This window comes from Mycoplasma sp. 1232 (assembly GCF_034863345.1).
GTDB lineage: Bacteria > Bacillota_I > Bacilli_A > Mycoplasmatales > Metamycoplasmataceae > Mycoplasmopsis.
In genome coordinates, this window is sequence record NZ_JAYFFB010000004.1 from 57,933 (window position 1) to 83,739 (window position 25,807).

12 protein-coding genes are annotated in these 25,807 nt (G+C 29.0%); 11 read left to right on the plus strand and 1 reads right to left on the minus strand.

Annotated elements, in window-relative coordinates; all coding sequences use genetic code 4:
• Window positions 1–471: 471 nt before the first annotated feature.
• Window positions 472–8,301, plus strand: coding sequence for a hypothetical protein (locus tag VBM88_RS01455; RefSeq protein WP_323176458.1), 7,830 nt, complete (start codon window positions 472–474; stop codon window positions 8,299–8,301).
• Between the two features lie 129 nt (window positions 8,302–8,430).
• Here the strand turns inward: VBM88_RS01455 and VBM88_RS01460 are convergent, their stop codons facing one another.
• Window positions 8,431–9,261, minus strand: a complete 831-nt coding sequence (locus VBM88_RS01460) for an MAGa7180 family putative nuclease (RefSeq protein ID WP_323176457.1) — start codon at window positions 9,259–9,261, stop codon at window positions 8,431–8,433.
• Between the two features lie 340 nt (window positions 9,262–9,601).
• Between VBM88_RS01460 and mip the strand changes: the two genes are divergently transcribed.
• The 10 genes from mip to VBM88_RS01510 form a co-directional block, all read left to right on the plus strand.
• The gene (mip, locus tag VBM88_RS01465) at window positions 9,602–11,938 is read left to right on the plus strand and encodes an Ig-specific serine endopeptidase MIP (protein WP_323176456.1); all 2,337 of its coding nucleotides are present in this window, start codon (window positions 9,602–9,604) and stop codon (window positions 11,936–11,938) included.
• A 19-nt stretch (window positions 11,939–11,957) separates the two neighbouring features.
• Window positions 11,958–14,249: a putative immunoglobulin-blocking virulence protein gene (locus VBM88_RS01470; RefSeq protein WP_323176455.1), complete on the plus strand. Its 2,292-nt coding sequence runs from the start codon at window positions 11,958–11,960 to the stop codon at window positions 14,247–14,249.
• Window positions 14,227–15,711 (plus strand): MSC_0624 family F1-like ATPase-associated membrane protein, encoded by a 1,485-nt coding sequence (locus VBM88_RS01475; protein ID WP_323176454.1) that lies wholly within the window; start codon window positions 14,227–14,229, stop codon window positions 15,709–15,711. The genes VBM88_RS01470 and VBM88_RS01475 overlap by 23 nt, the downstream gene beginning before the upstream one ends.
• A gap of 21 nt (window positions 15,712–15,732) precedes the next feature.
• The gene (locus VBM88_RS01480) at window positions 15,733–16,215 is read left to right on the plus strand and encodes a DUF2714 domain-containing protein (protein ID WP_257089599.1); all 483 of its coding nucleotides are present in this window, start codon (window positions 15,733–15,735) and stop codon (window positions 16,213–16,215) included.
• Window positions 16,205–17,089: an MSC_0622 family F1-like ATPase gamma subunit gene (locus VBM88_RS01485; protein ID WP_323176453.1), complete on the plus strand. Its 885-nt coding sequence runs from the start codon at window positions 16,205–16,207 to the stop codon at window positions 17,087–17,089. The genes VBM88_RS01480 and VBM88_RS01485 overlap by 11 nt, the downstream gene beginning before the upstream one ends.
• Window positions 17,089–17,547 carry an MSC_0621 family F1-like ATPase epsilon subunit gene (locus VBM88_RS01490; RefSeq protein ID WP_323176452.1) on the plus strand — a complete coding sequence of 153 codons (459 nt, stop codon included), beginning with the start codon at window positions 17,089–17,091 and terminating at the stop codon, window positions 17,545–17,547. The genes VBM88_RS01485 and VBM88_RS01490 overlap by 1 nt, the downstream gene beginning before the upstream one ends.
• Window positions 17,538–19,499, plus strand: coding sequence for an MSC_0620 family F1-like ATPase-associated subunit (locus VBM88_RS01495; RefSeq protein ID WP_323176451.1), 1,962 nt, complete (start codon window positions 17,538–17,540; stop codon window positions 19,497–19,499). The genes VBM88_RS01490 and VBM88_RS01495 overlap by 10 nt, the downstream gene beginning before the upstream one ends.
• A gap of 9 nt (window positions 19,500–19,508) precedes the next feature.
• Window positions 19,509–21,056: an MSC_0619 family F1-like ATPase alpha subunit gene (locus VBM88_RS01500; RefSeq protein ID WP_323176450.1), complete on the plus strand. Its 1,548-nt coding sequence runs from the start codon at window positions 19,509–19,511 to the stop codon at window positions 21,054–21,056.
• A complete protein-coding gene (locus tag VBM88_RS01505; RefSeq protein ID WP_323176449.1) occupies window positions 21,056–22,414 on the plus strand; it encodes an MSC_0618 family F1-like ATPase beta subunit in 1,359 nt (452 codons plus the stop codon). Before VBM88_RS01500 ends, VBM88_RS01505 begins: the two co-directional genes overlap by 1 nt.
• Before the next feature lie 123 nt (window positions 22,415–22,537).
• Window positions 22,538–25,807: hypothetical protein (locus VBM88_RS01510; RefSeq protein ID WP_323680284.1), on the plus strand; the 3,270-nt coding region annotated here is incomplete at its 3' end.

Genomic DNA, 25,807 nt, shown 5'->3' on the forward strand with positions numbered 1-25,807 from the left:
AATCCAAGAAAAATTCAAAAATCAAACTAACAAAACGATCAATATAATACTATAACCAATAGTAAGCGTGTAGCACATAACAAATCTTGCGACAAGTGTTCTAACTGAGTTGTCCAATGTTGAATCAATTAAATTAACTGTTACAACTAAGATGATGCCAATTATAAAATAAGAAAACTAATTTCATATAATGGAACATTTTCGATTGAGAATTTTTGATGTTGTGTATCTTATTCTCTTCTAAGCAAATAGCTTTAAAATATTATTTACTTAACTTCATTCTATTACTAATTAATTTCAGATATAACAAAAATATATTTTTCACATTTGTGAAAAATTAAGGTATTATGCAGATTAATTTGTAATTATATAATCCAAAAGTAAATAATTAAACTATAATTACATTTATAAAGACAAAAAGAAGTTTTGTCTTATTTAAGCATCAATTTATTTATTAAGAAGAGGTGGTTTATGAGCAAAAATAAAAAGTTAATTATTGGTTTAAAATCAGCACTTTTAATCATTATTCCATCGATTGCAATTTCAACAGGTATTGCAACTAATTTACAAGCCCCTGAAAGGACAGAACGTGTTAAATTAACAGAGGAAACAGCGAGAAAAATTAAAAATGCTGAAATAACAATGTTAGATGGTTATTATGATTCACTTATGTTGGATCGTCCGGTTTTAAATCCTAATGGTGATGAAGATGGTGATGGTATTTTAAATAAAGATGAGGTCTACACATTTGTAAAAGACGGTAAGACTTATTTTGGATACAATTCGCACCCATTCTTAAAAGATACAGATGGAGATGGAATTACTGATAATAATGATGCTCATAAACTTAAATGAGATTTTTCACCTCGTGATGCTTTAATTTTCAGTAACTTATCTTACCGTAGTAAAGCTTTCTTAGATATTGAGTTTGATGATACAAATCGTGATTTATGAGAAGAAAATAAAGCATATTTTTTAGGCGAAGTTCCAGAAAATAAGCGAGATGAGCACGACAAAATTTTTGAAACAGTTCATAAAAATATGGCCCGTTATTGAAAAAGGTTTGAGTCTTGAGATGAAAGTAATGGATACCAAGCGTCTTGATTAATTAACCAATCTGATTTTCCATTCTTAGAAAATGACACTATTAGTGTTTTAGCTATTGCAGGTACTAATGGTGCAAAAGATCTCGATGATGATTTAGATTTATCAATATGAAGAAAAAAACCAGGTCAAGCTGAGAATGTGTGAATTTCTCTAGCAACAATAAGTCAAAAACCTGTTTCAGAAATTTATTCTACAGGTCACTCATTAGGAGGTCATCTTTCAGAGTATGCACTTATTTGATCAAAAGGAAATGAAGAAAATAGAAGTATTGACAATTTTGTTAAAGCATATGGTTTTAATTCTCCAAAAATTTCAAGTGCTTATTATGGAGCTATCAGTGACAGATTAATTAAAGAAGGTTGAGCACAACATTACGGAACAAATAATGATCTATTAAAAAGTTTTCCAGGCCACTTCCCAAGCACAATTTATGTTGGAGAAGGTTCTCACTCTGACACTAACTTCTTTAAAGATGAATATGTATCAAAATACTTTACTTCAGGTGATAGAAGTTTATTTAAAGGTATTGCGGCACAACCTATTCTAGACCAATTAATAGTTTCAAAATTCTGATATAACGTTCAATTATTCTCAGATAGAACACCTTCAAATGTATGAGGTCCAAAAAGAATAATGGAACAAAACACTGAACGTTTCTACAAAAGAATTAAGAATATGGTTCCAGAGCACTATCGTTTAGTTGATAGCGCACAAGAAATAGCTTCAAAATTCCCATTAAATAGAGATGCTAACCACAATACAAATATTAATTACCAAATTCCAATTACTCCAATAGACCATACTGTAACTTATGTATTTAAAGATAATACAGGAAGAGAAGTAGATAGAAGAACATTTACGGTCAATGTTGAAAATCAATCATATGAAAAACCTCAGATACCTAATCACCCACTACGTAAGCACTTCACATACAAAATGCAAAATATGTCAGAAGTCCCTTACACAAGAGACTTCTGAGTTGATACAACTTATGAAATCAATTTAGTTCCCGAATTAAGAGATAATACAATTGATAATTTAAAATACTTATCAGATGAACAAAAGACAGCTGCTAAAGATCAAATGCGTGCATCTTCAGACAATGATGAAATTGACAGAATTATGAAGAATGCTCAGGATTTAAACCAACTTATTCACAAATTTAATGAAGCTAAACAATTTAAACACAAACCTGATTTTACAGAAGCTGATAAAGAATTTAAAGATACATTTACAAATGTATTGGATGAAGTTGAAAACACTTTATCTTCAGAAGAATTTACAAATCCATCAGCAAGTTATGCAGTTTTATTAGGTAAATTAGAAAAAGCTAAAAATGACTTAAATGGTTTACATAATTTAGGCGTAGCTAAATCAGATGCAATTGAAAGAATTCATAATTCAGAATACTTACCTGAAGATCAACAACAAAATGCTATTGGTCTTATCGATCGATGTCAAGAAATAGCTGAAGTTAATAAGATTTTAGAGAATACTCTTCAAGCTGAAACGGCATACGCTGCATTACAAACTGCTGTAAATAAAATAAAACAAGTTGATTATTTACAAGCTACACCAAGTCTTCAAGACGAATTTATTAAAGCTAAAGATGCTCTAACAGGATTTGATAGAAATATTGATTTTTCAGAGTCAATTTCTGGACTTAAAGAATTAACAGATAACTTAGTTACAAAAACAAATGCCCTTGATGGAATTGCTAGATTAACAAAAGCTAAAAATGCTGCCAATGCAGCAATTGCAAATTCAGGCTTATCAAAAGAACAAAAAACAAAAGCTACTAAACTAGTTGAAAATTGCACAACACTTGAGTCAGTTGATAGAATCCAAAACAATGTTTCTAAAGTAAATGAAGCTATTAACTTAGTCAATAATATAACTTCTGAAAAACAAACACAAAACTACATTGAAGCAGATGGTGATTTACAAACTAAATTCAATACTGCTTTAGATACATTATCAAGTGTTAAAACTTATTCGGATTTTGAAAACTTACCAAATAACTTAAGTGAAAATTCTGAAGCATTAATAAGTGCACAAAGAAATCTAAATGGTGCTTCTAAATTAGTTTTAGCTAAGAATACAGCTAAATCTGAAATAGAAAATATGAGTAACTTACTTGCATATTTAGCTAAAAAAGCTAAACAAGAAATTGATAATGCAAAAACTATTGCAAGTGTAAATACATTAAAAGAAAATGCTTCTGCATTAAACACAGCAGTAGCAGTTACTAAGCAAGCAAAAAATGCAAAAGAAACTATTGCTTATAAAGAGGCGACATCATCTAAACAAGATGCACTTACTAAATCATTAAATAACTTTGTAAAAGCACTTGCTGCATATACAAGTTTTACTAATAAACTTTCAAATATTGATACTTTAGTATCAAATATGAACGATGCTATTGCTTCACTTGATGGAGTAAAAAACTTAAATGATCTCAAGACACAAACGATCACTCAAATTAAGAGTTTACAAAACTTAAATGATCAAGAGAAAAATAGTTTAATTTCTGAAGTTCAAAATCAAAATTCATCAGCAGATGTAAGATCTAAATTTGTTAAAGCTCAAAAACAAGATTTAACAAATAAGGTCGCTTCATTAACTAACTTATCAAACGCACAAAGAAGTTTATTGACTAATGAGATTAATAAAGATGCATTTAATTATCAAAATGCTAGAGCAGTTGTTTCAAATGCTTCTGAATTAAATAATGCAATCCCATCATTGAAGCAATCAATCAATCACGCAAATGAAGTTAAACAATCAATTAACTACAGTTATGCAACTGAAGAGATTAGAAATTCTTACAACAGTGCATATGATGAAATAGTTAATGCAATCAATGTAAATGATTTTACAAATCCAATTGCTAACTTAAACTCATTATCAAGTTTCTTATCATCAGAAGAAGCTAGATTGGATGGAGTAGCAAATAAAGAATTATTAGATGCAAAAACATCTGTTAAAGAACAAAATGATAGATTAGAAAAATTATCAAACACACAAAAGCAAGTAGCTAAAAATCAAATTGATGCTAAAACTACAGTTGCAGATGTTAACTTATTAAAAGACTATGTCACTAAAATTAATGATTCAATTGATAAATTAGATAAAGCAATCGAAGTTAAAGAAACACCAAATTACAAACTTTCTGATATAGATAGACAAAGAGCATTTGATAATGCTATTAACGCATTAGAAAACTTAAGAACAGTAGATAACTTTAATGATGTTGATCCTTATTTAGATAACAAACTAAGTACATTATCAGATGCAGAAACACAATTAAATGGTGACAGCAAGCTCATTGAAAGAAAAAAACGAGCAATAACATCGATTGATGATTTAGAGAATTTGGCTACAGAACAAAAATTAAAAGCTAAAGAGCAAGTTGAATTAGCTACAGAACCAGATATGGTACAAAAAATTGCAGATAATGCTGAAGATATTGATTTTGTTTTAGGAGCCTTAAAAGTCGCAAATAAATCAATTAGGACAATCAGATATTCATCTGCATCAGAAGGTGCTCAAAATGAATTTAATAAAGCTAAAAAAGCTGCTGAAGTTTATGAAAATGCAATTGACTTTACAAAAGATTATGTTAATTTAGATTCTATTGGTAATAGATTATCAAATGCTGATAGAGCACTTGATGGAGTAAAAAACTTAGATGATGCTAAAGAATTAGCGAAACAAAAATTAGGTGATTTAATCCATATATCAGATGATCAATTCACTAATGTTTTCAATCAAATTGATCAAGCAGTGACATCAAAACAAGTCGAAACTGTTATTACAAATGTAACAAATATTGATAAAGCTATTGAATTATTAAAATTAGCTAAAAAAGCTGAAGACACAATTGAGTTTAGAGAAGCAAGTAAAGAAAAATTAAACGATTTAACCAATACAGTTGATTCGCTTAAAGGTGCTAAAGATGTTTTAGATTTCAACACTGTTGCTATCGAAAATATTGACAATAAAATTAATACTCTTAAAAATGCTATTAAACATTTAGATGGAAGAACAAATTTAGATGCAGCTAAATCAGATGCTAAAGCTAAATTACCTACTTTAACACACTTAAGTGCTAACCAAGTTACTGCTGCTGAAAGATTAATTGATTCTGCTACAACAGTTCCAGGTGTTGAAGACATTATTGTTAACGTTACAAATGTTGATCCTGTAATTGAACAAGTTGATGCATTAAACAAACTTAAAGAAGATTCAAAGCCTAAATATACACAAGCAGAAGAAAGCTTACAACAAGCTGCAAATAATGCACTTACACCATTAGAAGATACAAAAACATATGAAAACTTCACAAGTCCATATGCTGAAGATATCGTTGCTAAGAAAGAAACACTTAAAAATGCTATTGATGCACTTGATGGTGACACAAAATTAGCTGATGCTAAAAGAGAAGCTAAAGAAGCTATTGAAGCATTAAATAAGTTATCAAATGATTCACAAAAAGAAGCTGCTAACAATTTAATTGATTCAGAAGATAGTGACACAATTGAAAAAGTTAACGCTATTGTTGAACGTGCTAAAGAACTTAACAATGCTTTACAAACTCTTGAAAATGCAAATGCAGAAGAGTTAAAACCAAACTACACAGAAGCATCAACAACACCTATAGATAAAAAAGCAAAATTTGATGCTGCAAAAGCAAAAATCGATACAATCAAAGGGACAACTGACTTTAGTCAACCAATTGCAAATATTGTAGAAGACACAAATGCACTTAATAATGCTGTTAGAGATCTTGATGGTCAAGATAGATTAGATGTTGCCAAAGCAGAAACTAAAGTTAAATTAGCTGAATTAATAAACTTAAGTCCTGATCAAATTAGAGAAGCAAATAATCAAATTGATGCTGCCATGACAGTTCAAGGAGCAAAAAACATTGTTACAAACGCAACAAATGTTGATGCTGTTATCGAACAAGTTCAAAGATTTAATGATGTTAAATCTAAATCACAATTCACAGAAGCTGATTCAGATAAAAAACAAGCTGCTCAAACAGCGTTTGACAACTTACCAGGTGTAGAAACAGTAACGGACTTTACAACAAGTCCTATTGCTGACATTACAGAAAAAACGGAATCTCTTAATAATGCAATCAACTCACTTGATGGTCAACAAAACTTAGATGCTGCAATAGCTGCTGCTAAATCTGCTATTGATGAATTACCTAACTTATCAGATGATGAGAAAAGAGATGCAAAAACTGAAGTTGAAAAACAAACAACTATTGCTAAAGTTGCTGATAAATTATTAGATGCTCAAAAACAAGATGCATCAAATAAAATCAGCTCATTATCAAACTTATCTGATGATGTGCAAAAACCAGCTGCTAAAACTCTAATTAATTCAAAAACATCTAAAGATGAAATTGATGCAATTGTTGGTACTGCAGAAAAAGTTAATAGTGGTATTAGAACACTTAATTATGAAGTCGCGATAAAAGAGGAAGTTCAATACAAACAAGCGTCAGATGATGTTAAAACAAACTTTGATAATGCTGTAACTGCATTAGTTGGATTATCAAGCTACACAGACTTCGAAACTCCATTTGACAAATTAGATACTAAATTACAAGCTGTATCTGAAACTAAAGGTTTATTAAATGGTAAAGATAGATTAACTGATGCAACAACAAAAGCTAAAGAAGCTATTGACGCACTTGAAAACTTAACATCAGTTCAAAAAGACGCTGCTAAAAATGAAGTTGAAGCTAAAACATCAATTGATGAAGTTGAAGAAAAATTACTTGAATCTCAAAAAGAAGATGCTATAGCTAAAATTAACTCATTACCTAAATTATCAGAAACTCAAAAAGAAAAAGCTATCGCGTTAGTGAACGAAAAATCAGATAAAGCAAGAATTGATAAAGTAGTTTCAAATGCATCAAGCATTGATGCAGCGATTTCTAAAGTCGAATCTGCTAGAGAAGTCGAGTCAGAAATCAAATACACTCAAGCTTCAAACCAAGGTGCATTTGATGATGCAGTTACTACTTTAAACGACTTAACAACAACACTTGACCTTGATGAGCTATATCCTAACTTAGATAACAAGTTAGATACATTAAAATCAACTCACGATGCTCTTGATGGTGCTGATAGATTAAAAACAGCTAAAGAAGAAGCGCTTGCTGCTATCGAAGTTGCTTCAAACTTATCAGATACTCAAAAAGAGGCTGCTAGAAACGCAGTAAACAGCTTAAATGAAGTTTCTAAGATTAAAGATATTAAAAATAATGTCAAAGGAATTAACAGTGCACTTGATGTTGTTAAGAATGTTGAAGATGTAAAAAATAAAACTCAATATACACAAGCTTCACAGGAAAAACAAGTTGCATTCACAAATGCACTTGATGCATTACATGAACTTAAAACTAAAGATGAATTTAATACATCAGTTGAAAGTCTTAATGAGAAATTAGATGCATTAAGAGATGCTCTTGATAATCTAGATGGTGATGTAAAATTATCAGAAGCAAAAGCTAAAGCTAATTATGGTATAGATAACTTAACTAACTTGACAGATGAACAAAAAACAAAAGCTAAAGAATTAGTAAATTCACAAGCATCAGTTGATACTATTGAAAACATTCTGACAAATGCAGTAGATGTTAATAATGCGTTAGAGGTGTTTAATGAGGTACAAAAAGTTAAATCTACACCTAACTATACCGAAGCTGATGCACCTAAAAAATCAGCATTAGATAATGCATTAGCAAAATCAACTGAATTAAGTAATAAATTAGACTTTAACAACAGTGTGCAAGACTTAAATGAAAAAGTTAATCCTGTCGTTGAAGCTAAAAAATCATTAAATGGTGATTCTAATTTAGCTGCATCTAAAACAGATGTAAATGCAAAAATTAATAAGTTAAACAACTTATCAAAAGAGCAAAAACAACAATTTATTTCTGAAGCTAATGGACAAGTAACTGTTCAAAAAGTTAAAGAAGTATTAGAAAAAGCTCAAAAATTAAATGAATCATTAAAACCTGTTGATAATAAACCTGAAGAACCTACAAAAGTTGAAGAAGGTAAAAAACAAGGTGCTCCTGGTTGAATTTATGGAGTTATAGTTCCACCAATTGTAGGAATTGCTACAGGTTTAGGGTTCTTATTCAAGAGAATTTTTAGAAGAAAATAGAAATTAATAAACATTAAACTTACATTTTAAACGGTGTAAGTTTTTTTGTTTTTCTTTTAGTCACAAATACTAAAACACCTAGCACAAATGAACAAAAAAATATTAACCATTGCTGGTTAATAAATTTCACTAAGCTTTTACATTGAAATCAGCTTTACCTTCTTGTTTTCATTTATTTAAAAGTTTCTCTCATTCTTCAAATGATTCACATTGTAAGTATTCAAGTTGATCTTTGTTGATTAAAGGGTCAAATTTAGGGGATTTGTTTGTATTTGTGTAATGATAGTATCATTGTTTAACTTTTTTAATATCATCTTCAACATCTGCTCTATTAACAGGGAAAGTGTAAGACTTCATTCTTCTTTGGTTAATATCCACATTTTCAGGGTTTAAATAATCTCCCAGGTCATCTCTTAAGAATAAAGCGATAATTGAGTAATGATTAGCTCCCTTTAAATACGAATAAAGTTGTGCTTGTTTTCTATACGAAGGATCAACATCTTTGTCGCCTCAAAGTTCATATTTCTTATCTTGTGCTGTTTTGATTTCAAGAATCATATTTGTGGAAGGGATGTATCCATCAGGAACTCCCATAATAACATCATCCTTGTCTTTGAAATAGTTATATTCATAATCAGCAGCAACAAAGTTTTCAATCACTACATTAGGGTGCATCTTTCTTAAGAAATCAAATATTTTAGGTTCTAAAATAGTCCCTGCATTAATGTATTTTTGTGATAACACAGGTAATTTTAAGTGTGCAATGTGACAAAATGCATTAAATTCATTTTTGAATGCATCCTTAATTAAAATCTCAGAAACGGTGCTTCCACCGATTTTCTTGTATTTTAAAAACTTATTATCAGATTTAAGTTGCTCAATCATATGATCTTTTAAAACAATCACACTATTTTCTCAATCAATCTCATAATCTCTCTTGTTGTAATATTGTCTAGCCATATTCTTATTTTAAATTATTTTTTACTTAAAAATCAAGTTATTTTATAAGTTATTTTATAAATTTTATTTTTAATAAAACAAGTCAAAATTAGCCTAAAAATACACCTTAAATTCATAAATGAATTTCATATATATGTTATTATTAAGTTATAAATTATAAATACCAGAATAATTTACATAAAAATAATTAATTTATTGACAAATTAATTTGTAGGGTGTTATAATATTAAAGTTAGCATCAATATATATATATATATATATATATATTGGTTATATATTTATTTTTTGATTTAAAACTAGTTTTAACTTCAAGCGAAGCTAAACAAAAATGGAGTAAATTATGAAAAAAAATAAACTTAAATTAATGTTGCTTGCAACATTTGGATCAATTGTTTCAATTTCATCTTTAGGTATTTCTTGTGGACAAACAAAACCAAAACCTGAAAATCCGGCAAATCCTAAAAAAGACGATCCTCAAAACCCTAAAGATAATGGTGGTAGCGAGGGTGATAAAGTTGTTGTGGAACCTGAAATTCCTACAAGACCTACAAATCCAGGTGTTGGATTAAATATTCCAGGTACGCCTGAACTTTACAAAACAGATCCTGCAGCATATAAAAAACTTCCAGAGTCAGAGAAAAATGTTCTTGATTTACAAGGATATGTAAAAGCTCTTAAAGATTATCGTGGTGATTATTCATCAAAATTAGCAGATAACTTAAAATTAACACCAGAGCAAATTGAGGCATATGACCGAAAAGCTAAAGCAGAAGGTCAACCTACATTCGAAAGTGCTGTTGTTAGAAACTTCTCTGTCGTAAACTCTGATGGAACTTTATCATTAAACCCATTAAGAGACGACACGAAAGCAGCTTACTGAGATTCAGTTCCTTTAAATAGAGGATTGCCTAGATATTTAGCTAATGAAATGTACAAGAAAACTGCTCTTCAATCTTATGCTATTAAGCTTATGAACACTAACCCATTAATAGATCAGCACAGAATGTACAATGGTTCTGCGTGAATTTTAGATTACAAACTTGATGAAAATGGATATCCAACAAAATGATATATCGCAACAAATATTCACGTTATTCAAGCATTTGCTGCATCAACTGCAAATGCGTCAAGTCAATCAAGATTCAAACACATTAATGATTTACAAACTGAAGCTGATAACTACAATAAATACACAAAGGTAGTTGAAGATGCTGATGCAGAATACCACAAATTAACAGAAGAAGTTAGTGCAAGAATTAAAGCTAAAGATGATGAAATTAAGTCATATGAAGATAAAAAATATGAAGCTTTATATACAGGTAATCAAGCAGAAGCTGATAGATACGAAAAACAAGCTCTAGCAGTTAAAGAAAATGACTTACCACCTTTATATGCAGAAGTGCAGAGAATTCAAGTTGAACAATGAAATCCAAAATGATTAGCAAAATATACTGAAGCTAAAAACTGACTTAAACAAGGTGTAATTGGTGAAACTGTAGGTATCCAATTATTACACTTTAACGATGAAACTCCAATTGACCAATGATTAAAAGCTAATGAACTTCAACCAACAGTTGATATATTTAGTTTCAAACCATCACAAGTTAAACTAGTTTACGCCGGTCTTGACTTCTTAAGAACTAGTCCAAGAGATTATGTAGATACAAATTCACCATTATCAGAATTAGAAGAAGCAGCAGACTTTGCTGTTCTCGAATTTGATTTTAGCAATTCAGATAATACATATGAATACAACTCAATTAATGGAGATCCACAAAACACATTTGGTGAACCAAAATCAGTTAGTTCAGCTGCTGAATTAGCTAGATTAGCTACAAGTAATTTTGCAAACTGAAATGAAAATGAAAAATTCAAGTTTGCTACAAAGAGTTTAAAGGCTACATATCAACAAGATGAACAAACAATGATACCTAATGTCAGATTAACAAACGATAAAACTGCAAATATCCCAAAATCAAAAATCAACTTAATTTCAGTAGCCTTCCCAAATGCTAAAACTGACCACTTATTTAACCGTAAGGTGTTAGAAAGATCTGAAGTTGCAATTATTGATTCAGGATTTAGTCAAAGTATTTGAACTAATAAACCTGTTTATGTTGCAGAAGGTCAACAAGTTGATAAAAAAGTATTCACAAAAGAATACGGAAGTGGATGAAACAAATCACTAAGCGTAAGAAACTTCATCGATATGCCTGGTGTATTTGATATTACAATCGTTTCTCCATTAATTAATTCAAGCAAAAATGAAGGTTACAAATTCGGTGTAATTAGAGATTCTGCTTCAACTTACACAGGAGATAGATACTTAAACTATGGATTAGGTTACTCATTAGGTGCTTGACAGCCTTTATCTGGTGCGTCAGGTTCATCAGTAAGAACAATTGATAATGAAATTGTTGGAATTAACTATGCAACAGCTGATTCAACAGGTGTGTCATTAACTGCTTTAACTCAAGCATTTAGATCTGAAGGTGAATCTTACAATGGTTTCTATGGTAAATACAAATTAGAACAATATGACTTAATTTACGGTGGAGGAGAAAATCAAAGATCATCATACCGTGAAGCATTACAAGAGTTATATCCAAACATTCAAACTTACTTATTCAAACAAGGAGCAAATTTAATTCCTGAAGAATATAAATTCAACAAATAATTAAAGAAAGGTATTAATTATGATTAAAGCTAAAAGAAAAAAAATAATAATCAATATTGGTGCCGTTTCTGCACTAGCTGTTGTAGGTGTTGTTGCAGCTAAAACAATTAGTGATAATGCTAAACCAAAAACAAAAGACTTAGGAGTTATTACTCAGTCACGTGGAATCGCTACAGTCATCAATGAAAACGATGTTTTATATAGCGACAGAAATTCTTCAAACAAAGATAATAACTTAAAAATTAAAGTCAAAATCGAACCAGAACAACCAACTGTTGAAAATCCAAAACCAGTAGAACCAGAACCAACAAAACCTGTTACTGAACCAGAACAACCTGTTAATCCAGAGCCAGATCCAGTAGAACCTGTACCTGACCCTGAACCAGCAAACCCGGATCCGGTAGAACCTGAGCCTACTGATCCTGCTCCTGCGCCTGATCCAGAACCTGTGACCCCAACACCTGGATCTGATCCACAACCTGAGCCAGATCCTGCTCCAACACCAGAGCAACCAAAAGAACCAGAACCAGAAGATCCGGATAAAGCAGAAGATAGTGTTTATACAGAACAACCTAAAACCACAGAACCAGAACCTGAGCAACCTACAGAGCCTATTATTGAACAACCAATTATAGTGACTCCTCCAGAACCAGAACCTGAACCTGAGCCAGATCCATCTACAGAACCTTCAAAAGCAATCGAAGGTTACGCTAACCCAGAAGCTGCAAAAGATTTAGATTTTGCAACAATGAAACCTAAACCTATTGACAAAGTTACAAAAGTCAAAGAGGAAATGAAAAGAGAAATTAGAGAAAATCTTTCTGTTATTAACAGCATATTTAATAAAAATCCAAATGATTTAACAGAAGCTGATAAAGAGCTTTTAAACAAGAGTATCATTAAGATTGCTAATAACAATCCTCAAATTAATTATCCAGAGAACGCAGATTTCTCATATCTTTTTAAATTACTTAAAGATCCTCAACAAGCATACGCATTTAAGATAACACTTGAAACTATAAATAGAGAACTTGAAAATTACCTTAACAAAGGTATGGTTCCAAGTTTCCATTGAGGTGATACAGGATTCGGTAGTTTTGCACATGTTAATTTAGAAGATAATGTTGTGCGTAATGAATATATAAGAAGACATAAAAATTCATATTTTGCTTATGAATCACAATATCACAGAAATTCAAAACAAATTAGAAACTTAGAATATGAAGGTTTCTCTAAACGAAATAAAACTTCTGAATATTCAAGATATGGAGCAGGTGCTGATAAAGGGATTGAAATTTATGAATACAAACCAGAAAGTGCTATTGCAAAAGAAAAAGTCAAAACAAACAAAGTTATGGCAATTCTTGATGCAGCTAACACTAAAGGTTACAATTCATTCTTAAGCTTTTTAGATAAAGTTAAAAAAGCTAACAAACAAATTGATGTACTTGTAATCAAAAATATGGGTCTTAAAGACAAACGTCAAGAATTTAGACACATTTTAAAACAACTTCCTGAATCAATTCAAAAATTAACTTTATTCTTTGAAGGTAAAGATACAACTTCACTTATTGCACTTAAAGATAAGAGAATCCAAGAATTAGACCTTTATAGTTCAAATGACTTATTAAGTAAAGATTGAGGAATTGACCCTATTGCATTACGTGGTGTAAAAAATATTACATTTGACTACACATTCGCAGCTATGCAAGATAATACAAATATGCCAGGTTCAATTGTATTTAACAGACTTAGATTTGATAAAGATGATACATTAGAAGAAATCAACGAAGGTCTTGATATTGCATTCAAAGATAGATACAATGAAAGAATTTTCCAAGGAGAATTCGGAGATGGTTCTTGACCTACTTGACTTGATTTCTCATTAAACAAAAACATCAGAAGTCTTGAAGGAATGCGTTTCCACAATAGAGTATTTAAAAACTTAACTCTTTACAATAACACAAATATATTCACAGTTAACGCTGACACGTTAGCGGCTCAACAATGATCTGCAATGCTTATCAAAGGACCTGAAAGACCTAAATTACATTTTGTTAGTCCTGTAGAAGTTAACACATTATACATTCAAGGTAATGCACGTGACTTAGACGATAACTGAGGTCCAGAATTATACGGATTAATTGAATCAGGTAAAAATGTATTTAGAACAATTTACGTAGATAACCAAACAATGGCTGACAGATTAAATCGCTCACAAGCATTTACTAAATTTGGTAAAACAGCAGTAGTTAAATCAGCTAACTTTGATCCAAGTGGAGGTGGCGATGCAGAAATCTCATTCAGTTAATAGTAAAACCAATTTATTACAATTAAACTGAAGTAAAGAAAATGTTCTTAAATTAATTTCACTTGTACTTTCGTTCTTGTTAATAAGCTCAATTGGAATTGTTTTCAATTACTTTATTAACAAAGGCGTTCAAACAGGAATTGATTATTCAATTCTGTTTGATAGAAGTTTCAAAATAAACTCAAGTATTAACTTCTTTGTTTTATTCAACTTAACTTTATTATCATTGCTGATTATTATCGCTATGACTAAGAGTTATTTTGTCATAAACAAAAATAACTTGAAGTTTTCAAGTTACATCTACTGATATGTTGCATACATTACTTATGCACTTATTACATTTGGATTTTATACTTTTACTTTTATAACTACTACAAAAGATACTTCTGCAAAATGATTAATTTATAACTCATTTTTACTTATACCACTTTTAGTTATTGATTTAACTTTTGATGTATACACACAAGTTCAAAAATCAAGAAATTTTTCAATTGACATCAAGAAATTAGTTTTAGATTCAAGCTATACTATAATCAAATACGTTTTACTCGGAATTGGATTATGAATGCTTGTTTTAATGGTTAATAACGTTCAAGTTTCAAAATCAAAAGATGGAAGCATTGAAACACAAAGAATTGTTGGTATTTTTGTAAACAACGTTTACATTAATAAACTAACTAGAATTTTCAGTGAAAATGCAGTTTACAAAAACTTATCTATTTTTGGATTAGTTTTTGCACTTATCTTACTTCTAAGTTTAAAAGTTTACTCAAACATCTCAAACTTATCAAGTGTAGTTTACAGAAACAGTTTATTTGCATCACTTACAAAATTAATTCTTGCATTTATCTTACCTGTAATGTTCTTTGCAATTTACACACTTGCAAAATACGCTTACAAACCAATCGATATTAGTGAAGATACAACCACAAAAGTTACTTTATTTGCTGTGTTTATTTCATTAGTTGCAATCTTAAATGGACTTGTAATTACAAGTAGATTTACAAAATTCAAAAATCAATTATTAACAAACAAAACAGCATTTGTATTTTTGGAATTACTTTCATTATTTGTTTTATTAGTTGCAAACACTCAATTAAACTACTTTAACAGATTAATTATCAACTTGTTATTCTTTGTTTTATTTGTAATTAACTTTGGATTAGTTAAATACAATAAAGCTAATAAATTAAATAATTTAGAAAATTCAATGCTTTTAGCTATGTTAGTTTTCCTAACAATTTCATTAGTGTTTAGCATTTTCTTACACGCTACATTAAGTAATGATAACTGAGCAATATTAGTGCTTACAAAGAATTGAGATATATTAACAATTCTTGCACTGGTCACAATTATGCTTTATATTCTATTTGCACTTTCATCTATAGCATATACTGGATTTATCAAGATATTTGCTTTGCTTTATGAAAAAAGAAAACACTTTACAAAGAGAGGTAAATAATTTATGTTTAAGAAAAATAAAATGAAAAATAAAGAGCTTTTAGCATACTTAGAAAAAGCAAAAGTTTATCAATCAAAATTATTTGCTGACTTTGAAAGATTTAAAAGCAAACCGACTTATGTTTCAAATGAAAGTTTCTGAAATTCATTTTTAATTGAATACAACTTAACTGAAAAAGATTTAAAACCTTTGACAGATAGTATTCAAAAATGAATTAGCAGAAAAAATAATCTTTTATTAGATAAATTTGTTATCACCTGAACTATTGATTCAAAATTTAGTTTATATGATCAAATTCCTAAAACTGAACAAAAACAAAATGTTTCTGTATCAGATACAATACTTAGAAGCTCTGTTTCACAATTGAACTCAGACTTTAATGAATACATAAATAAACTAATTGAAGAGAATTACATTATCGAATTTATACCGAGTGTTCTTTTATTAAAAGAAAACAATGTTTATAAATTATTTATAGGTCCTGGAATTATCAATGAACAGTAAAACCATTGAATCAAAATACAATTCTCTTAAAAAGATTTATAAAATCGTTGAATCAAAGAAAAATATTACTTTAATTAACTTACTTAGACTATCTAAACAAATTAGTTACTGTTTAGATAGAGCTAACTATTCAAAATTCATAATTGAGCAAATTACTGATAAATATTCAATCAATGATTTTGCTCTTAATAAAAAAAGTGACTTGCTTACTTTAGGTGGATTAAAAACACTTTGAATTTACATTACAGAAGAAGAAAAATATAGTACTAACTCATATCAAAAACATGAAAAGTACTTGCTTCAAGCTATCAACAAATCTAACGATAGCATTATTGCTATTGGTCAAAAAGCAATTAAGTTTGCTAGTGACAACGGATTTAATATCTTATTTAGCTTTGAGAAAAATGAAGTTGATTACTTAAATGAACTACTTCCAAAAATCATTATTAACAACTTCAAAATTAATGATTATGCAAACTTAAACTTTGTAATTAACTCAACAAAGATTAAAGAAAAACATATTCAACTTCTTCCTGTAAATATGAATAATTTCACACTTAAACACCATCAACACGGTCAATTATTTAACTCAAATATCAACACTCACAAAATTTCACAAGATTTAAATGAGTTTATCGATTCAGAAACTGAGTCTTACTTAAACTTTGCTATTTCTTCACTTTTAACTGAGTCAGCTTTAATTTATGAAAAATATAAGTTAGTTGCTCAAAACAGTACTCTTAATGATTTAGAAGAAAAAATCAAATTCCAAAAAAGACAATTCTTAAAAGTTAAAAGAGAAAAAGAAATTGAACAAATCTCAATGCTTAGCAAGAAAAAAGACTTATTACATGAAATCAGAAAGGGGAACTAATGATTGATTTAACTTTAGTATCAGCTAAAAATGTTAAAAGACATCTTAAGATTTCTGAATTAAAAATCAATCATCAGTTAAAAGATAGTTGACAAAAAGTTGATAAAAACACAATTTCAAGTCACAAAAAAGTTTTATGCTCACTTAAAACAAATTCAAAAGAATACTTTTTAATATTTGATTCATTATTTGTCCAAAGTAATGAAAATCAAATTGTCCTTTTCTACAATAATTCATTTGATACTTTTGCGCAAGATGATAAAAATAAAACACAATTACATTCATTAAATAAAAAATACAAAGAAATTAAAAGGGAACTGCTAAAAACAAAATTTGCTTTATATGCTTCTAATGACATTGATTTAATCAACAGATTAGAAAAACTAAAAAGAAAAGCATTCAAGCTTAAAGCTCAAATTTACTTTTCATTATTTGAAAATGAGGATTTATGAAAATAAGAAGATGACTTAAATTAGGCGCTATTTCTTCTTCATTAGTATTACCGCTTTCGGTTATTTCAGCAACTACAAATGAAAATGAAACAGCAAGTGATACAACTGAAACAGAAAAAGAGCCTGTTGCTAATTTTCCTGAAACTAAGGAAATGCAAAAAAACATTTTCAATGAAAAATTACCATTAGTCCTTGAAGAGTATATTAAAAAGCTTGAATTAGAAGTAGCAGATTATGAAAAGCAAAATTTAGCAGAACCAAATATTGAACATTTAAAAAGAATTACTTACTATAAAAAGTTTGTAAATTATTTAAAGGCTCAAAAAGATCAAATAGTTTCAAATCCAATTGAAAATGGATTTAACATCATTTTCCCTAATTTACTTACAAATGAAACTTACAAATTAGGAGACATTACTTACTTTAAAAATGATTTTGGACCACTTATGATTGGTGAAGCTACACCAGATAACTACGAAAAAGTAAGTGCTATAGACACAGAAGGAAAAGTTGTCATTCCTGAAGAAGCAGAAGTAATTAATAATCAACTTACTCAAAGTGCGATTTTGAACCAAACAAATAGCTATATTGAATCGCTATCTTCATCTTGAAGAGATATTCTTTTAGAAAAAGAAGACTTTCCTAAATATGCAAAAGATGAAGAAGTTTTCAAAGTTTTAGATGATGATGCAAAATTAGATTTAAATATACCTAAAGGTTTTGATTCTTGAGATGCTTATTTCTTATCGGTTCTTAATAAGAGAACAATGAAATTTGACATCGAGAAAAACCAAGAATTCAATGAAGTTGTTGAAGAACCGATTCTTCCAATCTTACCTGAAGACAAAATCGAAGAAGACCCAATTGTAGTTTCAGTTGCTGAAGAAAACGTTCCTAGACTTTCTCCAATACTTACAGGTGACTACATCAACACTTCAAATGCAGAATTAATTAGTTTAGTAAATTCACAAAATGCTAAATTCAATAATGAAGCAGTTTTCTTCTTTAATCCATTATTAAAATTACTTAAATACAACGTTACAGGCTTAAGAGAAGAAGATGGCAAGTTAATTGCAACAATTACTTTAACAAATACATCAGATGAGAAACAAACATCTTATGAACGTGAAGTGACTAGATATTCAGATGCACAATATGCTCAATCAATGCAAGTTGTAAGTAATGCAATTGAATCTTCGATGTTAGGTTACTATGATGCACTTGGAATTACCAAAGATTTAGTTTTTGAAAAACTTGGAAATAGAAAACTTCAAGAAATTGTCTTTGACCAAATCTTTGTTGCAGTAAAAATTATTAACAATCAACAATTCACAAACATCATAAATGACGCAGTTGAATACTATAAGGATGTAACTTTTAAAAATGATAAAGGTGATTTAATCAACTTATCATTATCAGAAGACTCAAAAGATGCATTCACTAACTCTATTCACGCACAAACAATTAAAGGAAGAACTTACTTTAATTTATTAACAAGTGCATATAAAGACTTATATAGCGAATTTTCAAAACAAATTTCAGTACCTGAAATTAAATCAGTTATTGAAGCTAACTTAAATTCTTTTAATTTCACATTTAGCGACGTTAATGAAGCGCTATCAACTTTAAGAGACTTAATTTTAGACTTAGACAGAATTGAACAAGTAAGCACATTTAAAAATCAACAATTTCAAACTTTCAACATAAAGTTAGAACAAGTTCAAAAACAATTCATTAATTTAGGTATCGTAACTCAAAATAAAAACATCACTAATGAAAGTGAAAACATCAGAACACAATACCAAAAAGCTTACAATGAATTGATTCTTAAAGAAAATTTACAATCAACAAAAAACACAAACATTGTTTTAATTACAATCGGTACACTTATTACGCTTTTATTAATTGGAACAATAATCATTAGCAGTTTAAACAAAAAGAAAGCTAATTTAAAGTAAAGGAAGAACATGGAAAATAAATTATACATATCAGCCATTTATGACTATGTTGTTGAAATAAGTGGCCAAACAAATTACAAACAAAATGAAATTTACCATTTAAAAGATAATAAAGATGCTTTATTAATGGTAATTTCAGCAACAGAAGATCGTGCTTTTTGTTTAATTAAACAAAATCCTGAAGAATATAAAATTGGTGCAGAAGTAATTAGGGCTAAAGTTGATACAAAAGTTAAAACTGCAAAAAACTACTTCGGAAAAATCATTGACATTAACGGTGACATTTTATTCCCTGAAGTTACTAAAGAAAAATTTGAATTCTATGAGCAAGCTTCAGAAATCTTTAACGTTAATAACAACTTAATGTCTTATATGCCTCTTGATGAGCAATTAAAAACAGGTTACTCAGTAATTGACTTGCTTATTCCTGTTGGAAAAGGACAAAGAGAACTTATTATTGGTGATAGAAAAACTGGTAAAACATTTATTGCTTTAAACACAATCATTAACCAAAAAGACAAAAATGTTAAATGTATTTATGTTGCAATTGGACAAAAACAAAGCGAAATTGCAAATGTTTACAATTTACTTAAAGAACATGGTGCTGATGAATACACAATCATCTTAACTGCAAACAGTGATAAACCATATGAACAATATTTAGCTCCATATATTGCTATGGCTCACGCTGAAAATGTTTCTTATGAAGATGATGTTTTAATCGTGTTTGATGACTTAACAAAACACGCAAACATTTTCAGAGAAATTGCTTTATTAATCAACAAACCAGTTGGTAAAGAAGCATTCCCTGGTGATATGTTCTATGCACACGCTAGATTACTTGAAAGAAGCGGTAAATTCCACAATAGAAAATCAATTACTGCTCTTCCAATTATTCAAACAGTTGATAACGATATTACATCTTTAATTGCATCAAATGTTATTTCAATTACAGATGGTCAAATTGTTACAAACTCAGAATTATTTGCGCTTAACAAATATCCAGCTATCGATGTTAACTTATCAGTTTCACGTATTGGTGGTGGAGTTCAAAACAAATTAATGAACCAAAGCGCAAAAATTGTTGGTAAGTTATATAGATCATTCAAAAAACAAGCAAAACTACTTGCTGTTAAATACGACCTTAATGATGACATTAATTCACTTATGTTAGGAGGAATCCAAATTGAAAAAATGTTTAATCAAAAAGGTGTTTCATCATACGATGAAAAAGATATTTACTTAATTTCACGTATCATTCAATGAAACTTATTAAATAACTTATCTGATTTGCAAATTAACAAAGCAATCAAATTCATTATTGAATACGAAAAATCTAATGCAACTTGCAAGAAAGTTGTTGATGATTTAATTAATGATACAACTAAAGATCATGAATTAGTTAAAAACTACTTCGCATTCTTGCTTAATAAATATTCAAATAAATTTAATCTACAATGACAATTACCTACTGCTAAAGAATTCTTAACTACTGATGAAAAACTAATAGAACAAATTCACAACAAAATTAAAAATGAATTAAAAGGAAGTAAATAATGAGTGCTAAAATAACAAAATTATGAAGCGACGTAATTGAAATTCAATTCAAAAACGAAAAGTTACCAGCTATTAATTCACTTCTTAAAAGCGACAATGGTTCATATTTATTAGTTAAAAGAATTCTTAATGAAAATACTTTATTAGCAGTTATTGTAGACTTAAAAGATAACTTATCAATCAATGATAAGATTGAAAAATTAAACCATTCATTTATGGTGCCTGTTGGAAATGAAGCAAAAGGACACATTTACGATGTGCTTGGAAATAACTTAAGCTCACCTAAAACAAAAGTTACAAAAACAGTTGAAATGGATTCAACAATTGTAACAAATACAAACTACGAAAAAAGAGCACAGCTTTTAACAACAGGTATTAAAGCTATTGACTTTTTCGTTCCTATTTTAGATGGAGATAAAATCGGTATCTTTGGAGGAGCCGGAGTTGGTAAAACTGTTTTAATGAAAGAAATTATTTTCAACCTATCAAAACAAAAAACTAACACATCAGCTATCTTCATTGGATCAGGAGAACGTTCAAGAGAAGCTATTGAGTTATACAATGATTTAACTGAATCTAACTTAATACAAAACTCAACAATGTACATTTCAAGAATGAATGAAAACCCAGGTTCAAGAATGAGTATTGTACCAGTTGGAATTACTGCTGCTGAATACTTAAGAGACAACAATAAAGAAAATGTTTTATTATTCATTGACAACATTTTCCGTTTCTTACAAGCTGGAAATGAAGTTGCTGCATCACTTGACAAAAAACCATCCATTGGTGGATATCAAGCAACTTTAAACACTGAAATTTCACAAGCTGAAGAAAGACTTTATACAAATGAAAATGGTTCAATTACATCATTCCAAACAGTCTTCTTACCAATGGATGATTTATCTGACCCATCAGCTGTTGCTGTATTTAACCACTTAAACTCTTCACTTGTGCTTTCACGTGAAATTAGTGCTAAAAACATTTTCCCTGCTTTTGATCCGTTGGTTTCTTCATCAAATAACGTAAATCCTGAAATTATTGGTTCAAAGCATTATCAAGCTATTTTAGACACAAAATACATCTTACAAAGATATAAAGAAATTGAAGATGTTATGCTTATTTTAGGATTTGATGAGTTAGATGATGAATCAAAAACAATCGTTAAAAAAGCATTACAGTTGCAAAACTTCTTCTCACAAAACTTCTTTATGACTGAACATTTCACATTAAGAAAAGGGGTTTTTGTACCTTTAGATCAAACTGTGGATTCAGTCGTTAGAATTATTAATGGTGAATTTATTGATGTAAATCCAGAAAAATTCGCTTACATTGGTTCAGTAAACGACCTTAAAAAATAATTAAATTTGCAAGCTATCTTAGCTTGCTTTTTTGTTGATTTCAAGCTCAAAATTTATTTCATTTTTTTAGCGATATAAGAGTGTTAATTTAGTATATTTAAAAATAATAAAAAGGACAAATTTATGACTAGTAAAACTTCAAAAAGAAATAAAAAGATTATTATACTTTTAGCATTCACAGGAGTACTTGGAGCGGTAACTGCACCTGCTGTGTATTTTGGTCTAAAATACACAAATAAAACTGAAGAAGCTGTAAAAGTGATATTAAGAAACGCTTATACCAGGGACGAAGAACCTGAAACTCTTAAGAGTATTGCAAAAAAAATTAATGGTAAATGAGAAATCACTAATCCTGATCCGGAAAACTATGTTTTATTGAATAAATACGGAGAACCGGTTGATAAGTTGATAAGAGATGAAGCTCCAATATCAAATGAATTTATTAAAATATGACCTAAAAATTACGATATTCAAGTTTCAATAGAAAGAAATCAATTTGATTACTACTTACAAGATATTGAAGATTTTAAGATTTCAGTTAACTATCAATATAATGAAATTAAAATTCTTGAACTCATTGCGAACCAATTACCTAATAATGTGAAAATCGAATCAATTTCAGGAATTGGACGGTGATCTCAGGTTATTTACTTAGAACTTACTGAAAGAACAAAAACTATAGCAATTTACTTTAATGATTTCCATCGTGTTATTGAAAAAAGAGAGAAAAGAATTCCTATTGGAGAAAATTCAATTGTTGTAAGTTCAGATTTAGTTCCGGATGGTTATGTTTTAGTTGATTCGAACAAGCGAATTCTAGATAGTGTTATGGTAAATGAAATTACAAATAATACTATTGAATTAACTGCGCTTCCTAAAAACTATGCAGTTAGAGTTCATATTAACCAAAATAACTCTCATAGAGATGATATTTCTGATTTTAATATTTTAGTTAATTATCAAGATGATGAGACTAGGGTCAAAGAATTAATAGAGGAATATCTTCCTGCAGATGTCAAAGTTAGTTCAATTGGTAATATTAAACCTTGAGTTGAGACATTTAACATTGATATCGTTGAGAATAGAAAAACTGTAACAATTAAATTTGTTGATTCTAACGGTTCTGTTGTTGATACAACAACACAAAAAATAAATATTGATGAGAATCAATTAACTGTCCACAGTAATATGGTTCCTAATTCTTATGTTTTAGTTAACTCATATAAAGAAGTGATTGAAAGCGAAGTTATAGAACAAATAGTGGATAATTCTGTCGATGTTTTAGTTTTACCTAAAAACTATAGTGTGCAAGTTAAAATAGTCAAAAATGAATCACATAAACAAGATATTCAAGATTTTGAAATTCAAGTTAATTATCAAGATGATGAAGCAAAAATTAGTGAACTTATTAAACAACAATTACCAAGTGATGTTAAAGTGACATCAATTTCAGGTGTAAGTCCCTGAACTTCAGAAATTCAAATTGAAATTGTTGAAAATAGAAAAACAATAACAATTAATTTTAAGGATTTAAATAATGATATTGTTGCGACTACAACACAAAAACTTAATATGGATGAAAACTCAATTACTATTGAAAGTAGTTTAGTTCCTGATTCATATGTCTTAATTGATTCGAATAAAGATGTTATTCAATCAATAACAATTGATGAAATTCAAAATAACGAAGTTAATGTAGTGGTAGCTCCACAAAGTTATACAGTTTTAATTAACATTGTTCAAAACAATACAAGTGATCAAATTGATAATTTTGATATTCAAGCTACTTCTCAAGACACAAAAGATAATTTAATTGAGTTAATTAGAAATCGATTAGATTCTAAATACTTATTTGAGTTAAGTGGTGAGTGAAATAAATTTGATAAAGTTGCAAACATAATTATCAATGCTGCTCAATCTGCTGAAAGTAAAGATGATTATGTTGCATACATAAGAGAAAATTTAAATTCATTAAATAAAGTAAAACAAAATGAAACATTATTTGGTTCAGATCAAATTACAAACTTTGATTTATCCACTTTAGATGATTATGAAAATAAATCATTAGATGAATTAAAAACTCTTAAAAATGAAGTAGAAAATATCCTTAATGTTGCTAATACAATTGCAATAGAAAAAGTTAATAATGCATTCGAACAAATTGTTCAAATCTCTAACAATCCGGATAATTCTAAGTACTACTTAAAAGATTTCTTAGCTGATAAAGAAAACTTATCATACAAATTTGAGCACGACACAGATAAGGTTGAATTCTTTATTTCTAGATTAGATGAAATTAATCAAATTAAAGCTAATATTGATGAAAGAATTGATAAAGGTAATTTACTAAATTACTTAACAACAAACATGCAATATGCAACATATTTAGTATTAAATTGTCTAAATAATGCTGATGATGGATATGCAGATTATGTAATTGGTCCTAGAAAAATATTTGAAGGATCATTTAAATTGTTATCTATTGATAACACATCTAAATATCAAACTCTTTCAATTCGTGATTTAAAACCTTTATTTGATTCAGGTCTAATCACACTTCAATACAAAACTCGTTTAAGAGGACGCAATAATGATCCTTACATTAGATTAGATAAAAGTTCAATTGATTATGATGATGAAGTTGTTACATTTGAATATAATCACGATGATAATGAAGAGAGACTTCTTAAATTAGAAATTTTAAATAATCAAGGAAACTATCCTTATTTAGCAACAACATTTGTTAAAGAAGATAAAAGCCCAATAGCAAACTATTGAGTTAAAACAGGTGTAGTTCCTGATTTAACACCTGCTGCTTCAACTATTGTTCCTAATTCACTTGATGATTATTGATTATTCCCTAGAAAATATGAAATCAAATATAAAGAAAGATTTTTACAAGATGGAACAAATAATGTGAATAAAAACTGATTAAATAATGTAATTAACAGCTATGCAAATGGTGCTTGAAATTACAAGATTTCTGACGGCACAGCATTTAATTATCAAAATGCTTTATGAGTTGCATTGCTTCAAGCATTTGTTAAAACAAATATAACAAGTGATAAGTTTAATATTGATAAAAATACATCAGTCTTCACAAAAACATTTACAGAAGACAACTCATTTACATTCGTTTTAAACGCAACTGCATCTAAAAACTCTTCAACAAGAGATTTTGCAAACATCGGTGGAGCATTCTTTGAACAATTAATTGACTCATCAACTGCAAGACACATTGATTTTGCAACTGGGGACAAAATTAGACTTGAATTTGATTTAGATAATTCACGTTCTTGACATCCAAGCATTCCAGGGAACACATTACCATCAGTTATTTCCAATAACTTAGGAGACTTTTCAAAAACTGCAAAAGCTTACAATTTTAACGGT